The 16714-nt window shown below is 66.4% G+C and carries 6 protein-coding genes and 1 pseudogene; 1 reads left to right on the forward strand and 6 read right to left on the reverse strand.

Annotated elements, in window-relative coordinates; genetic code table 11:
- Positions 1-78: 78 nt before the first annotated feature.
- The 4 genes from ACFY29_RS09795 to ACFY29_RS09810 are packed head-to-tail and all read right to left on the reverse strand — an operon-like array spanning position 79 to position 10869.
- Positions 79-1371 carry a PD-(D/E)XK nuclease family protein gene (locus ACFY29_RS09795; protein ID WP_386984845.1) on the reverse strand — a complete coding sequence of 431 codons (1293 nt, stop codon included), beginning with the start codon at positions 1369-1371 and terminating at the stop codon, positions 79-81.
- Positions 1368-6941 carry a DEAD/DEAH box helicase gene (locus tag ACFY29_RS09800; RefSeq protein ID WP_386984847.1) on the reverse strand — a complete coding sequence of 1858 codons (5574 nt, stop codon included), beginning with the start codon at positions 6939-6941 and terminating at the stop codon, positions 1368-1370. The genes ACFY29_RS09795 and ACFY29_RS09800 overlap by 4 nt, the downstream gene beginning before the upstream one ends.
- Entirely contained in the window at positions 6938-8017 is a 1080-nt protein-coding gene (locus tag ACFY29_RS09805; RefSeq protein ID WP_386984849.1) for a hypothetical protein, read from the reverse strand. The genes ACFY29_RS09800 and ACFY29_RS09805 overlap by 4 nt, the downstream gene beginning before the upstream one ends.
- Positions 8014-10869 (reverse strand): hypothetical protein, encoded by a 2856-nt coding sequence (locus ACFY29_RS09810; protein ID WP_386984851.1) that lies wholly within the window; start codon positions 10867-10869, stop codon positions 8014-8016. The genes ACFY29_RS09805 and ACFY29_RS09810 overlap by 4 nt, the downstream gene beginning before the upstream one ends.
- Positions 10870-11606: 737 nt before the next feature.
- Here ACFY29_RS09810 and ACFY29_RS09815 point away from each other — a divergent pair.
- Entirely contained in the window at positions 11607-14678 is a 3072-nt protein-coding gene (locus tag ACFY29_RS09815) for a DUF3427 domain-containing protein (RefSeq protein ID WP_386984853.1), read from the forward strand.
- 341 nt (positions 14679-15019) lie between these two features.
- On the opposite strand, the gene ACFY29_RS09820 is transcribed toward ACFY29_RS09815, so the two are convergent.
- A complete protein-coding gene (locus ACFY29_RS09820) occupies positions 15020-15388 on the reverse strand; it encodes a hypothetical protein (protein WP_386984855.1) in 369 nt (122 codons plus the stop codon).
- 175 nt (positions 15389-15563) lie between these two features.
- Positions 15564-15986, reverse strand: a pseudogene (locus ACFY29_RS09825) (replication-relaxation family protein); the annotation flags it as partial.
- Between the last annotated feature and the right edge of the window lie 728 nt (positions 15987-16714).

Raw genomic sequence — 16714 nt, forward strand, 5'->3', positions numbered from 1 at the left:
GGACCCTGTTCGCCACACAGTTACTCCGGTGGCACCCCTTCTGACCGGCGGCGAGCCAGGCCAAGTGTCCACACTGTCTCATGGGCCAGCACGGTAAGGCGGAGTGCCTTCTAATGCGGGAACACCGGACTGGTCGGTCACGACGAACACCTCTGACGAAGCTGACATAGCACCGATGAACGCGTCTACCTCGGGATCGTCGTCCAACCGGAGGCCGAGCACTCGTAAGTGGCTACCAGAGGTGAGCGCAGTCGATGGTGACGGCGTACGTAGCAGGAGTTGGCGTCCGCCCGTCCGGCGACTCATCATCCACCAACTGCGGACACCGTTTTGCGGACCAACAATGCCCTGGTAGTCGAACCAGGAGCCGGGGGACACATTGTCGGGGGCCGGCACGACCTGCTTCCAGTACTCCGCACAAAGTTGGCGGACCTGGCAGGAGCCACAGGTGTCTTCGCGGGTGACCGCCGTCGGCATCGGTGCCGCAAGCTCCGCATCGGCGGCGGCGATACGCGTCTCGAATGACTGCTGGAGCACCCGAAGCTCCTTCTCCGCCGGCCCCGGGAGCGACACCTCGCGGCTCGGATACGCAGCCGCGAGGTCGGTGACCTTCCGTCCGCTCGGGTTCACCGTTCGGTCCAAGTCCCACAGCAAGGCATAGGTGCGCAGCTGATCGAGGTGGCTCGGATCCTCCACCCCTGTCTTGTAGTCCGTAATCCGCACGGCATTGTCAGCGACCGTGAGCAGATCGAGGCGACCGGTTAACCGTAGTTCATCGACTGTCAGCGTGATCTCCGGATGTGCGCCGGTTCCGACTGGTCGGCGCTGCGGCCCTGAGCTCGACGCGGTGTTTCCACCATCCGGAATGGCAGCGCGCTTGGGCAGGCTGCCCCTTGGCAGGACAGATCGACTCAGGTATGCCTGGAGCTGGGCACGCGCTTCGGGCACGCGGTCACTGAGTTCGCGGCCGAGACGACGTCGGCGATCGCCGTCCAGACGCGGATTGCCATCCAGCCGGGCCAATCGGTCCTTCGCGGCCCGTCCGACTACCGCCGTGATCCCGCCGAGTTCACGAAGAACCTGGGCGGCCCCCGCAGCGCGTGTCGATTCGCATCCCGCAGCAACGAGCGCCTTCACGATCGTCTCCAAGGCGCCGTGCACGACGTCGCCGAAGACTGCAGCGATCGCCGGCATCGTCGGATAACCCGAGCGTGACCAGATATGGGGGTACTGTGCCCGGGTCAGCATCCAACGCCGCGGGCAAGCCTCGAACTCCTTGAGCGAGAAGTAACTCCAAAGATCCGGACGCTGCGGCCAGATACCCGCGGACGCCTCGATGCCGGGGTCGAAGTGAAGTCCGCTCCCGGTCACGTCAGCGAATCCCGGACCGTCTGGCTGGCGAACGGCAGGTTGCGCGCGATCACGATGTCATCGATCAGGCGAACCGGCACGCTTCCGAACTCCTTGGCGTCCCGCAATTCGTCAGTCGGCGCGACGTCAGGCGTGAGCGGTCCATGAACACCGAAGATCCATTGCTGGCCGCCCCTCGTGGCTAGGATCGGCGCGGTGACCGACCCGATCCCCTCTATCTCAATCTCTGCCTTGCGCTCGAAGGTCACGCCGTCGATTCCGTGGCTCGTCAAGTCCTCAAACAGCTTGTCAGCCGATTGATGGAGGCGGGCAGGATCAAGCTGCGGCGGAGTGCCGTGGATCAGGTAGCGAAGCAGGCTGGCGCCGACGTGCCTGTCCAACAGACCGTGCTCGAAGCGGTTGCGGAAGCTCCGAAGGCAGCGGTAGCAGGACTCGTCACAGCCAGCTGGGCACTCCTCCAGGAGGTCCAGCGTCTGCTCGAAGATCTCCATCCTGTAGTCGTTGACCCGCCGGGTGAAGCCAGCGCCACCGGCGAGCGTGTCGTAGAGGTAGATCTCGGATTCAAGCCCCTCACTGCCGAGCGGCGTGAGCGCCGGTCGATACTCCGCCTGCAGTTCGGTCGCCTCAATGTCGAGCTTTCTGGTCGCCGCGATCGTCAAACCCTCCGCGATCGTGCGAAGCGCGACGTGAGTCGAGAGGAACGCTGGACGCAAGGTGATCGGCGCAGCCACCTTCAAACGCACTAGTAACACGTCCGAGATGAAGTCGGTGCCAAGTACCAGTCCGCGGGTTGACCTCGAACCGGGACACGAAGGTTCCTTCTCATCGGGATACGGCTTCGGATGCGGGCCAACGACAGCACTCGATGCCATCGCGGTTGGCTCGATCAATCCGCAGAGCGTGCAGTAGGTATAACCCTCCGTGCGCGGACCGGTATTGGTCACGAGCAGGGTCTCGCGTCGGTACGTCTGTTCGAGTCGATCGGTGACGTGCTGCCACGCGGACTCCTCGGTCGGACCGGGCGCCACGAGCTTTGCCCTCGTGGCGTAGCTCCGGGCCGGTGCATCATCGGGGCTGGTGCCGGGCGCCTCCTTGGCGCGGTGAGCGAACCCCGGCGGGCGTATCCAGTTCTTGGCCGCCCCGAACTTGTCCGCGGAGCCACAGGCCGGGCAGTCACGTGTCTCGCCGCGTTCCGCGTCCTTGTACGAGAAGTGCTTGGCGTAGTGGCACACCTCGCACTCGAAGTAGAGGAGCTTGTCCTCCCACGCCTTCGAAAGTTCCTTCCTTACGGGCGCATAGAGCGCCCCCGACGTCCACTCCTTGTTGTCGACCCACACCACCTTGCCGGGCGCATACTGACTGAGCGCCACCGGCAGGCCCTGACTCGGCGTGTACAGGAACTCGGCCCGATACGGTGTCGACCGATCGATGTCGAAGACGTGGAACGCGACCACATCCGTGGGAAAGGCATAACGCGGCAGCACACCTTTGTAGAGCAGACGATCCAGGAGGTTGGTCTGGCTCCGCCGCGCACTCGGCACCTCCGCACCGTCCTCGGCTGGCCCCTCGGCTTCGACCTCGTCGGTCTCGGGTTCGGAGTCACCCTTCGAGGGCTCTGGGAGACTGCCATTGGGGTCGAGATCGAGCGCCACGTCGATGTCGCCGAGCGTTCTTGTGACGATGCCGTCGAGCAGCGTGTCCCGATCGCTGGCGCTCAATTCGCTCGGGAGCCACGAGGCGATCTCACGGTGAAGAACGGGCTCGTTGACCTTCAACCAATCCTCAAGATCAGTCCGGTTCAGCGGCGACGTCGTTCCCGCGAACCCCTCGACCGTGCCCAGCACCTCGAACAGCTGCGGCTGCATCTCAGGTTCGATCTTCGGCAGCCGGTCCTGGTGGTAGCGCTGCAAGAGGTAGGCGGTGACGTGACGCCGCGCGATCTCGCCGTTGTCCATGGTGAGGATGGGGTCGTCGACCTTGCCTCGGATCATCAGTTCCGGCTGGCGGAAGTAGTGATCGTCGTGGGTGTCGGCGCTTCCAAAGGCAAGCACGGTCGCGACGGCGTTGCCCCTACGACCGGCACGACCCGCTCGCTGTTGGTAGTTGGCACGCGAGGGCGGCATGTTGCGGAGCGCGACACCGGACAGGCTGCCGATATCGATACCGACTTCCATCGTCGTCGTGCACGACAATACGTCGATAGCGGCGCGCTGCTGTTCACCAGGACGCGGCAGTCCCAGATCGACGTCTTGGAAGAGCAGTTCGTGTTCCTCGGCCTTGGAAAACACCTCGTCCGACTGTGCGGCGTTTAGCTGCGCCGTGTGCTCCGCCGCGATGATGCTCATCGGCGATTCGGGCGGATCAGCCAATGCCCGGACGGCGCTTGCGCGATAGTATCCCTTGCGTGCCTGGAAGACGGCGTCCTCGTCAGGGTCCAATGTCCGTACGTGGTCCCTCCCACAACTAGCGCAGCGCATCGTGCCCGGGAAGGGTCGCTGCGTGAACCGGCAGCGCTCGCAGTAGCCCCACAGACCACCCAGTTCGAGCCCGACCTTCGAGGCCAACAGCTTGAACTTGTTGCCCCCGACCCCTTCGCAGAAGGTTTGCACCAGCGTCGGCAGCCAGTTCTCGGCAAACTGCTTCCGAGCCGGAGCCGTGCCCAACCACGACTGGATCGGCTTGAACTTGCCGCCGTGTGGCTTCACTCCGCCCTTGGTCTTCCACCAGTCACCGTCGGGCATGCTCGGGAACCACACACCACGGTTGCTGGTCATCCACTGGGCGAGCCAGAGCCGAACCAGCGCCTGCTTGGTCTCCTCCGTTGTTGCCACGCCCGCGATGTCCGAGAGCTTGGCGAGTAGCGGCTTCCAAAGATTGGCCCGCTCCCGGATCGACGCCAGGCCGAGCGACGAGAATCCGTAGTACCGGTCGGTCAGCGTGGCGTACATGGCACGAAGCAAGGCTTGCGGGGGCTGATCGGTAATGAAGGAGAGCTGCATCAGTTCCGCTGCGTTGCCCTCAAGCGCGCCGTTCTCCAGCGACTTCGCGACCTCCCTGAGAGCTTCGAGCGACTCGGCAGGCCGCAGTTCGGGACGCAGACGTACCGAAAGCAGCCGGGCACCGACCATGGCCGCAAGGTACATCCGTTCGAGGCTGAGGGCCGGGGCGAGCAGTGGTTGCCTCGACAACTCCTGCCACCCCCGCAGCACCACCGGCCTGATCACGTCGCGCATGGAGTAGTTCTGCAGGTTGGGCGCGAGGCGCGCCGCGACCTGCCGTGAGTCCGAGAACGCGAGCACCTTCCGACCGCGAAGGGGCGCGAAGTCCGAGTACTTCTCTGCACCGGCGGGCTGGACTTCGAGTTGACGAGTCACCAGCGCCTGGAACGGCTGGTCGCCCTTGGTCTGGTGGTCCTGCACAGAGGAGCGACCGAAGCCGGCCCGCTGGCCGCACACGCCGCACGGCGTGAACTGGCCGCTGGCCTCCGCCTCGTCTTCGTCCTGGTCCTCGTCACCGGGGATTGCCTCGCCCGCCCGCGGCGTCGGCAGGAAGACGACCCGCCTCCGCTCCCCCAGTCTGGCGGGATTCAGCCGCCCGGTAACCAGGTCGATATCCGCAGGCTCAACATTGTGCTCGGCTGGGGCTTCGAGGAGCAGGTCAAGCGGCTGCAATTCCGGGACGGCTCCCGAGGAGGCCTGGAACTCGCCACCCTGTTCGTGCCACAGGAAGCTGGGGTCGATGACGTCATCGGTGTAGGTGCGGGCGTAGGCGGAGCCGCAGTGCCTGCAGGTGTAAAGCTCAAAGACTCGGGCTCCACAACCACAGCTTGCCTGCGGCTGGGCATAGAGGGCACCCACCGGCCCGATAGCGGGATACGTCCTGCGGTCGACCTCACTGCAGTCCGGATCGATACATGCCCACAGACCGGGCAACCCGCGGAAGAACGCGTGAACACGGCATGGCAAGAGACCAGCGGCATCCGCTGAGCGCCGAGTTGCACTCCCAAGGGCCACCAACGCCGAGACCGCCCGGTCCGCCAGTTTCTTATCTACTGCCGGGAAGATCATTGAGCCCAACTCGTCGACGGGCTGCGCCTGTTTCATCGTCTCGTTGACCAGCAGATTCATCGGCCCCCAGGTGCTGAGGGCCTCATGGAGCACCGACCCCACCGAGGCGCCTTCTTCACCTGTCACCCCGCGGTAGTCAAGCAGGCCACGCACCGCCTCCGTCCTAGCCTTGTCGCTCGACGCCTCGTAGTAGTTGGCCATCGGCACAGCGACCAAGATTGCCGCATCCTCGGCGGTGCCGACGGCGGCATGGCCGCGGAGCGCGAGCCGACCCTCGACGGTCCTGAAGTCGTCCTCGGACTTGCCGGTCAGTTGCGCCGCGAACTCCCGTGCGTACGTGGCGCTTGCGAAGCTCGCGCTGGTGCAGATCACTTGCAGGCGGTCACTGGAAATACCGAGTCGGGCGCCCAGCCGCCGCAGAAGCAACGCCACCTCCGCGCCTGCTGCTCCCCGATACAGGTGGGCCTCGTCGATGACGAGCAAGAACTTCTCATCTGGGTTGTTCGCCAGCCACGCGCGCGTGGCATCGAAGACCGGCCGCTCAAGCGGCCGCATCAGCATGTACTCCAGCATCGAATAGTTCGTGATAAGGACATCCGGCGGAGAACTCAACACCTCATGCCGCGTGAGGAGTTCCGGATCCTCGGGTCGCATGACGGCACGTACGAATTCCCCGTTCTTGTCCTTCCAACGGCTTCCGCTCGCGCCATACCAGGCCTTCAGGTTGGGCTTCGACGGCCACTTGCCACGTGTCTGCAGCTTCTTGATCAGGGCCACCGCCTCGGCGTGCCATGGGGACGTGGGATCGTCTGCCTGGTCAAGGAGGAGAACATAGAACCGCTCGATCGAACGGAGTCGTTCCTGGTCCTTCGCTACTTTCCGAACCCCGGGGTAAAGCGTTCTGCTGGTGTACCGCGCGAACCGGGCGGGGCGGCCTGCCCAGGCGGTGAACTGGGTGGTCACCCGTGGATCACCGAGGAGCAGGCGCAGACGACCGAGTTGGTCGTTTACCAGCGCGTTCATCGGATACAAAATGAGGGCCCGGACGGCCGGCGCTTCGAAGGAGGCAGGTCGGTGGGCTGCTTCGGCGGCGAGTTTGGCGAGCATCGGAAGCAGGAAGGACTCCGTCTTACCGGACCCAGTACCAGTGGTCACGGCGAGGCTTCGACCGTCCCGCGAGGTCCACTCAAGCGCCTGCGCCTGGTGCGTGTACGGCGGGTCGTAGAGCAGCGGAGTTGTGTCGCCGTGCCGGGAGGTCAGGCTGGCGAAGAGCTTCTGTACCGCCGGATCGAGTTCGAGATCGGTGAACCGTCGGTCCGTCGTGTAGCGCGGCGTGCTCTCGATAAAGGGCGCACGAAATAGCACCCCTTCCTGATCGAGCAGCGCCCGGCGTTGGTCGATGAGGGTCGGGTGTCCGACGTGGTACGTGGCCTCGATGTAGTCGCGTAGCGCGGCCTGGATCTTGGTGATCGTCTCCGCGATGGTAGGCGCTTCCGCCGTCACTCTGTTCCTCCCCCGTGCGTCCACAGCATGTCAGCAAGAAAAGCCGTGAGGTCAGGCATGGCTGCAGTCGGCACTCGATATGAGAACAGCGAGCCCTTCGAACGGGGCACCGAAAGCCCGACCAACCCGAGGTAACGCGCTGCCCAGGTCGGCACCGGTGAGAAGAGGTCCATGATGATGTACGGCCTCCCAGTCGCGGTTCGGGTACGAAAGACCTGAGGTTCGCCACGGTGGGCATCGAGCGCCGCCTGCAGACGCCAGGCTTCGTCCCGCCCCGGTGTCGTCGCGTCGCCGACTGGAAGGTCGACTAACCGCTGTGGGACTCCCTCAGCGACGCGCACAAAGCACCAGAGATCCGCTCCGTAGGCCTGTGGGCGCCGGGCTACGAAATCTCCGCTGTCGCTGGGTTTCGGAGCCCTCCACCGGCCTCGGTAGTAGCGCACTGCACTACTCGGATCGATCAGGGTCAGCCCGTCGACCTGACCAGACGGACCTGTGCTGTCCAGCCGCTGGCGGTACTCGCCAATGAACGCCGCAGCCGAAACGGCAACCGGATGCACCGCCCACTGTTCACGTTTGATCTCTTGCAGTCCGAGAGCTGCGAACCGCAGGCCGGCACTGTCGAACTCCAACTCGATCGTGCGAGTGTGGCCCTCGTACAGCACCTCGCGCGCCAGCATCTCACCGACGAGCGCCGCACCGAAGGGACGGACCCCGAGCAGCAGGTACCGGCCAGGCTCCTTGACGACATAGGACGGCGGGCCAAGGAAGAGCAGCTTGGTCGCGTACGTAGTTCGCTGACGAAGTTCGAGCAAATCACCAACCGAGATCAGAAGATCGAGTAGCTCCATGAGGTCGTCACGGGACGGCGCGCCACTTGAAGCAACGGGGCCAACTGCTCCGAGCACGGCATCAACAATCTGACGCGGCGTGGCAGGGCATAGGAACGACGCTGCTCTCCGCAGGGAGGCACAGAGTCCTTCCGGTGAAAGGAGGTCAACTACCTCCTCGTCGAGGCCAAGCGTCTTCACAGTGAGCTGGGCCGCATCCGCAGCGGACAATTGGGAAATCCTCATCCGGCGGCCCCCAAAGCAGATCTGATCACGCCCGCTCGATATGCATCGGTGCCCAGGACAGCGAAACGCGCCGCCCGCAACAGGACAGGAGAGTTGACGACGCGGTTAAGGAGTTGGTCTTGCTTCGATGGATTCCACTCCGCGATCCGTCCCGGGCTGCTTGCCAAGGATAGAAGAAACCTCGCTGCCAGATGCGGATCCTCAATGCCGCTGCTCGCTGCCGCCGAGGCGATCGCGCCAGCGAAACCCGCGAGTAGCGAGTCCGTCGAGTCCGACCACCGCCAAAGGCGACCGGCGATTTCCTTGGCGAGCGCCTCTTGACTGGAGGAATTTCCAACCATCGCCCGCATTTCGTCCAGGTAATCCAAGACATCCGCGCTTTCGAGCCTGCGCTCCAGCCGCGCCCAGTGATTCCCCGCGATCACCGAGACAAGCGCGCGGGTGATCGCCTCGAGGGCGATGTTCTGCAGGTACCGCGCGAACGGATCGGCCGGCAGGTCGGCATACAACCAGTCGTGGTGACCTTTTATCAGGCGCATGTGTTCGTGTCGAGCATTGGATGCGACCTGGACAGACGAGCGAGCACCCGTTTTCAGAAGCTGGTTCGGATCGGGAGGAAGGATGACGGAGGCTTCCACGCCCCCTGCGGTTGCCCGAAGCAAACCACCCCGCGGTGGTGCTTCGATCTCTGACTTCGGCTCGAAGGACACTCCGAGGAGCGGCGACTCCACCGAAAAGAACTCGACACGTGTGTTGTCGCCATCGGTTCGATCGACGAGCCGAGCACCCCGTCGGCCGTGGCGCTTCGCGACGACCCAGCGCAGTGCCCGGAATCCTCGGTCACAGACGAGCGAGGCGAAGCCGATCCCTGCCTTGGATACGGCAATTTCGCAGGACTCGGCTTCGTCATACCTTCGCTGCAGCTCGGGCCGGCCGAACTCGCGCTGTGCAAACTTGCTCCACGCTGCAGGGTTCATCGGCAGGTCAATGCGGCTGCCGATCTTGGCCAGCCGTTCTCCGTCCGCACCACGGAGTGTCACGGTGAGCTCGGCCGTTGCATTCCGCGGACCATCGATGTACATGACGGCACGTTCGGCCCACAACTCGGTCAGGCTCGGCCGAGCTGGCGACGCGACCAGTCGGATGCCCTCGCCCGACGTCGCACCCTCCGGCCGAACCTGCGGATCGCGGATCGTGACGATCAGCGATCCCTCAGCAAGCGGCTGGTCGTTAGTAACCAGCAGCGTGGCAGTGAGCTCGTAGGTGCCGACCGAGAGCCCGTCGAGCGAGATGAACAGGTCGGACTGCTGAGCTGGCCACGGCACGACATATGGAACGCCATCGACTGTCACGACGCATTTCTCCGGCGCCCGCTCGGCACGGATCCCGATCATGGCGGGTTCGCCGGCGAGCCACTCAACTGAGCCCTCACCGTCCCAGTCGCTCGCCACTATGCCGATCGGTCGCACAGCAACATTCGCAAGGACCGATAGGCCCGATGCGACGAGTGCGGCCGCGTCAGTCTCGCTAATGGCCTGGGGAATGGACAGGTCAAACGCCCGCATGCCATCAACCTGGATGGTCGTCTCCGTCAGCCACGCAACGTCCGGCGGCTCGATCGCGCCGCCACCAACCAGCACGTACGAACGACCAGGCCGGACAAACTTACCCTTAATCTCCACAGCAGGACCTGCGTCGCGTCGCCCGAACAGCCACCACGGACCGGCACTCGTCATGCATTGATCGGCGATCAGGCCGTTCACCGGCGCGGACCCGCGCTCAAGCTGGATGAAGGGCGTCTCTCGGCGAGGCCAGGAGGTAAGCCGCACTTCCTGACCGGAGTAGACGAGGCGCCCAGTCGCGAGCATCTTGCCATAGCCGGCGATGCGCGCCCGCGACGATCGAAGTTCGTCATAGACGTGTGGCAGTCGACCATGAAGCGTGCTGAGATCCGGGAGTTGTGCATACACCCGCCATCCGCCGTCCTGGTGCCGCAGAAGCAGCTTCGGATCGGTAGCGGTTGGAAGTCGCTCCTTTCGCTGGGATGACGCCGTCCCTGTGCTGTGCGGGCCGAAGAAGCCGCTCGCACGTACACGGCTAGCGGACTGCTTCGCCTGCGTGAGCCAGTCTCGAGACTGGCGCTCCCGAGACAGTCCACCGACGAGGCGAAGAAGCGTTGAACGAACGAGGTACGGCGACTCTTCGTCATCGCCAGACAACAGGGCCGCGGCGACTTGACCAAGCAGTGTCGTGTTCTCACAGAAGATGCGGAAGCGTTCGGTGTAATCACCCGTCCGAGACGCAAGCATGGCGCCGAGCGCATCGGGATTGCTTAGCAGCTTTGTCGTCAACCCCGTCCTGAACTCGTAGAGGAGCTGGGCAAGGTGCCGCTGCAAGTAGGTAGGCAGTACGGCGTGGGTGATTGGCCAAGCGATGATGCTGAAGCTCTGCGCAAAGGCGCCAGTCGGCACCGCTCCGCCGTATTCGGCAGCGAACCTCATGAACCACGTCTTGATGAACTGCCGGTCCTGGGCGCGCCACGATGGCGTCGAGGCCTCAAAGCTGGGCCAGTATTCACCTCCGACGTAGTCGTAGCCCGACTCCGCCGCATAGACAACGAATGGCAGCCACCACCGACGAACCCGCGCCCCGAATCCCTGCGCTACCGCCGCTCGCACGTTCGTCTTCAGCAGGCCTAGGTCCGTGTCGCCTAGGTCGTGCTCCAGCGCGAAAACCGGTGTCACGGGGTCCAACTGCTGACGAGTCTCGTGTACGCGGCGGAAGTGGTCATCCAGCTTCCTATGCAGGTACTCCAAGATCTCGACAGCCGCGCCCCGCCTGACTTCCTCCACGCTCGATGCCACCTCCCCTCACACATCCGTGCGCCCGGGTCCTCCCTGGGCTAGGTCGCCGTCTGAGGCAAACCGCCAGCAGTTCATCCGGGTCGCCAAGTGTCCCGCCCGCATGACGGCCAGATCCGCGCGCGGCACCCCCAGCATCGACTCGACGCTCGACGAACCCGGTCTCGGTCGAGGACCTCTCGTCGCCGTGCGCGATGATGAACAAGAGCTCGGCCGCTGCGGCAAGCTCAGTGGCGGCGCGTACCACCAGGGCCGACGTACCTGCCTCGGTCGGGGAGTCGACTATGGCGCCTCGGTTGTGACCGGAGCGCAGGTGCGCCAGCACGGCGATGATCACCGCTCCGCTCTGACCGCGGGCGGTACCTCCAGCCCGGCAAGCATCGACCTCACCTCCCCACAAGGTGTGCCGCGGACACTACCGGCAGGTGTCCTATCAGCGGGACCCCGATTATTCACCCGTTCAGCCGGTCTCCCGTGACCTATTTGCGCTGTCAATAACCTGCCAAGTTAATATTGCTGCGAGGCAACGACTCGTCGAGACTGCGCCGTATTCGCAGCCCAGGCCCTCGGCCGCAGAGAACCAAGCGCTACGCGGGCTCGTCGACTCCGAATGACGGACTAGGCAACTCCTGCAACAAGGTAGAGCAAAATGTCACGGAGCCGACAGCAGGACTTTCGCCTCGACGGGCGGGAGGGCGCCCCAGCCCTTGGCCGGCTACGTTGCCCCGGTGACCGATCTTGAGCGGGGCATCTACGAGCATCTCATCACCCGTGAGCTCGCCGATCGCCTCCACCACCTCGACCCCGCCCTCATCCAGCACGGCAACCTCGATCCCGCTGACGCCCCCGATGTCCTGGCCCGTCACATCGCCGCCCTTGCCCACCGCGCCCTGCACGCCCTCCCCGGCGACGACAAGCTCCGACGCCAGGTCGAGCTGACAAACTGCATCGCGGACGCCATTGCCACCCTCAGCCCACAGGCGGCCAACTCACAGGACCAGGTGACCGACACCAAGCACATCCTGCACGCCATCGCCGCCCCACCAACCGGGCCCGCGCAGCCCACGTTCCCGCAACGCCCCACCACCCCCCTCTCCACCGGCACGCTGCTGGTCAACGGGCGCCACCAACCGCGCATCGGCCACGAGGTCACCCACGAGATGGCCTCCGCCGCCGAGGTGGACCTGCTCTGCGCGTTCATCAAGTGGCACGGCCTGCGCATCGTCGAGCCGGCGATCCGCGACCTGATAGCCCGCGGCGGCCGGCTGCGCGTCATCACCACGACATACATGGGGGCGACCGAACAGCGGGCCCTGGACCGGCTCGCCGAGCTCGGCGCCGACATCAAGGTCTCCTACGAGACCAGGACCACCCGGCTGCACGCCAAGGCGTGGCTGTTCCGCCGCACCAACCGCACGACCACCGCGTACGTCGGCTCGTCCAACCTCTCCAAGGCTGCGCTGGTCGACGGCGTCGAGTGGAACGTGCGGATCTCGAACCTGGAGCAGCCACACGTCATCGACACCTTCGAGGCGACGTTCACCGACTACTGGAACGACTCAGCCTTCGAGGCGTACGACCCGGCAAAGGACGCCGACCGGCTGCGCATCGCGCTGCGCGGCGAGCGCCCCGACGAGGCGCCCACCGAGATCGCAAACCTCGACGTGCGGCCGTTCCCCTACCAGCAGGAGATCCTCGACGACCTCGACGCCGAGCGGCTGGTACACGGCCGCTGGCGGAACCTGGTGGTGATGGCGACCGGCACCGGCAAGACCGTGGTGGCAGCCCTGGACTACCGCCGGCTCCGCAAGGCCGGCCACGTCGACTCGCTACTCTTCGTCGCCCACCAGGAGCAGATCCTGCGCCAGAGCCGCTCGGTGTTCCGGCAGGTGATGGGGGACGGCAGCTTCGGCGAAACCCTCGTCGGCGGCGACAAGCCGAAGGACTGGACGTACGTCTTCGCCTCGATCCAGTCGCTGCACCGGCAGGAGATCGACCCCGAGGCGTACGACATGGTAATCGTCGACGAGTTTCACCACGCCGAGGCGCCGACGTATGCGCGGCTGCTGAAGCGGCTGCGGCCGCGCGTACTCCTGGGGCTGACCGCGACCCCCGACCGAAGCGACGGCGGCGACGTGCGCCGGTGGTTCGACGGCCGCGCTGCCGTGGAGCTGCACCTGTGGGAGGCCCTCGAACGGCAACTACTGGCGCCGTTCCAGTACTTCGGCCTGCACGACGACGTCGACCTGTCGCAGCTGCGCTGGAAGCGCGGACAGGGGTACGACCCGGCCGAGCTAGACGGCGTCTACACCGGCAACCACGCCCGGGCCCGGATGATCCTGCGGGCGGTACGCGACACCGCCGACGTCGGGCGAATGCGGGCGCTCGGCTTCTGCGTGAGCATAGGGCACGCCGAGTTCATGGCGGACTGGTTCACCAAGGCGGGCGTACCGTCGGCGGCGGTGACCTCGAAGGTCGAGCCCGCCGCTCGGCAGGCGCTGCTGACAGCGTTCCGCAACCGTGAACTGCGGGCGCTCTTCACCGTCGACCTGTTTAACGAGGGCGTCGACCTGCCGATGGTCGACACGATCCTCATGCTGCGCCCCACCGAGAGCGCCACGATCTTCCTGCAGCAGCTCGGCCGCGGTCTGCGTCTGGACGACGACAAGCCTTGCCTGACCGTGCTCGACTTCATCGGCGGGCAGCACGCCAACTTCCGGTTCGACCTGCGCTGGCGGGCGCTGACCGGGGTCAGCCGGCGGGCCGTCGAGGCGGCCGTCCGGGATGACTTCCCGTCGCTGCCGAGCGGCTGCCACGTCGAGCTTGACCGGGTGGCTAAGGATGTGGTGCTCGCCAACCTGAGGTCGGCGCTGCCGACGTCGAAGAACGGCCTGGTGGCGGAGCTGCGGCAGCTCGGGGACGTCCGCCTGGCCGAGTTCCTGCGGAAGACCGGCCTCGAGATCGAGGACGTCTACCGGTCGGCGAGCATCGGCGGGTGGGCCGGGCTGCGGCGCCTGGCGGGCATCGAGACCTCGACCGCCGGGCCGGACGACCGCGAGCTCGGACGGGCCATCGGGCGGATGCTGCACATCGACGACGTCGACCGGCTGGACCTGCTGGCCCGGGTCGCAGGCAGCGAACACCGCGGCGGCGGCCGACTGCTGGACATGCTGCACTTCAGCCTCTGGGGGCCTTCGGTGTCGCTGACCGAGCGCGACGCCCGGCTGAAGCGGCTCTGGGCGGAGCCGGCGCGCTGCGCCGAGCTGCGCCAGGTCACCGAGGTCCTACGGGATCGGATCCACCGGGTGACGGTGGCGCCGGCGTCGGACCGGGTGCCACTGCGGGTGCACGCCCGCTACAGCCGAAACGAGGCGTGCGCGGCCTTCGGGATGGCGAACCCGGGGTCGCTGCGCGAGGGCGTGAAGTGGCTGCCGGACGAGCGGGCCGACCTCTTCTTCGTCACCCTGGTCAAGTCCGAGGAGCACTACTCTCCCACCACGATGTATGCCGACCGGGCCATCACCGACAGCCTGTTCCAGTGGGAGTCGCAGAGCACCACGTCGTCGGCGTCGGGGACCGGGCAGCGCTACATCCAGCACGCCGAGCGCGGGTCGACGGTGCACCTGTTCGTCCGGGAGACCAAGCTCGCCGACCGCGACCTGGGCGCGCCGCCGTACCTGTACGCCGGGCCGATGACGTACCAGGAGCACAGCGGCGATCGACCCATGCGCATCATCTGGCGGCTGCAGAATCGGCTTCCCGCCGACATGTACGCCGCCGCTCGGGCCATCGCCGCCTGAGATCGACCGGCTGGCCTCTCCGCCACGAGCCGCTTACGCCCGGCTGCAACGCTTTCGTCAGCAACCTTCGCCAAAGCAGGGCATGACCGTGGAGCTTCGCAGGAGCTGATCCTTCCTGGTCGGTCGCCGGTTCTGTCACCGGAGGCCGACCCTGACAGGTCCGTGACAGCTGTTGAGGTACGCCGGGCGCTGCACTGGCGACCTACGGCCGCGCCCCTGTCCCGCCCTCTGGGCCATACGACGCGCGGCGTTCGCTGCCCACGAGGTGGCGGGTGTGGGCGCGCGGGGCGGCGTATCGGCTACCTACACCGCGCGACGCGTCGGTCTGCCCCGCCGCCCCATCAGGCCGCCCGCCCGCTCGGGCCGGGCTCGGCGAGGTTGGGTAACTCGGCGTCGTGGGCGGTGTCGGTGTAGGGCAGGTCAATGAGGCGGTGCCGGCCGGCGCCGAAGCTGGACAGCTGCCACACCTGCTCGGCGGGGCTGGCGCCGGTGGCGGCGCGCAGTTCGGCGGTGGTGGTGGCGATGAGCGCCTGCGGACCGACGTCGGCGAGGCGGTGGTGCAGGTTCGCCTCCCGCCGGGCGGAGGGTAGGTGGAACAGGACTGGCCACGTCCAGTTGCTGAGGCAGACCAGCCGTTCGTACTTGGCGATTTTCTCGGTGAGGATGTTGAGGCGTTCGCGGCCGGTGTCGTATTCGAGTAAGAACGGCACGGACCGTCCGTGCTCGGTCCACACCCCGGCGCCGTCGGGGCGGGGCAGTCCGCTCGGTCCGTGGACCATCATCTGCGGGTTGCCGCCTCGGCGGTAGAACACCGGGCTCGTGGAAGGCGGACGCGGGCTGCCACCGGTCCAGGGCCGTGTCGGGGTGGGTGCGGGCGTGGGCGGCGAGGTCGATGAAGAACTGGTTGCCGCCGAGCAGGTGCGGCAGGTCCGGCCGGCCGGTGAGGGACTGCTTGCGGCGGCGGGCCTGGTCCCGGCGTGGTCGTCCGAGTCCGCGTTGGGCGTGGACGTGGTCGTAGCCGAGCTGGTCCAGGACGTAGTGGTACGGGTAGGAGCCGCCGTATGCCCGGTTGGGTCGGAACCGGTCTGTCGCACGCAGCACGGTGAGGCGGCGTAGCCGGCGTTGGGCGAAGTCCAGGGACGGGAACAGTGCGGCGCCGATCTGATCGGTGGTGAGCACGCCGTGGTCGTAGAGCCAGCCGAGGAGGCGGTCGTCGCGGGCGGTGATGCTGGCCTGTAGGCGCAGCAGCGGGTCCGCAGCCGGTAGCGGTTTACGCATGGGCGGCCCCTGGGGGGACACCCCACACATGAGGGTGTGTCTGGACCCGGCCCGCACTCCTGAAAGGGGGCCTGACCTGGGCTGTAGGCGGTCCCGGCGGGTCGGTATGGGGGTCAGGATCAAGGCGGACGGTGCAACGGAGACCGACACCGACGTCGACACGGCCGGCCACACCGGTTCCGCCTTGACAGTGGTTTGACAGCGAGTGCGCCGCAGGTCGGTGACGACTCTGGTGGCGCGGGTGAGGGTCGCTGAGCTGGGTCAGCATGCTTGTTGCTCCTTCGAGGATCCGAACAGGGGGACGGAGAGCAAAGTGCGCACTGCTCGCCTTGCCGTTACGGGCGGGCCGGTGATCGCTCTGCCAGGTCGGGTCAGGTTTTGTCAGGAGCCGGGCCTCCTGACAGACCCGTGTGCTGGTCTCACGGCGATGGCTATGGCTGACAGAGGTCGCAGATTGTGGTTCTGTCACGCGGCCACCCGGTGTGACAGGTCCGGCGCGGGTGGGGTGCTCTCACCGCGCAGGACGCGCACGAGTGCTGAGGCCGTGGCGTTGGACAGTTGGTACCCGTCCGCGCGCAGCTGTCCGGCGAGGGCCTTGCGGGACAGGGGTGTTCCGTGGGCGTCGAGGGTGCGGGCGGCGGTCCGGGCGGCCGGGACCAGCGCGGTGATCCCCGGACCCGGCGGGGGGGGGGCGGCGGGGGGGACCCCCCCGGGGGCGGGCCCCCCCGGGGGGGGGCGCCCCGGGGGCGGGGCCCCCC

This window comes from Micromonospora sp. NPDC000668 (genome assembly GCF_042897975.1).
Taxonomy (GTDB): Bacteria; Actinomycetota; Actinomycetes; order Mycobacteriales; family Micromonosporaceae; genus Micromonospora.

What these genes read in the sequence shown, in the direction of transcription:
- ACFY29_RS09805 (WP_386984849.1), bottom strand. Translation starts at nt 8,017, where the DNA reads ATGAGGATTTCCCAATTGTCCGCTGCGGATGCGGCCCAGCTCACTGTG.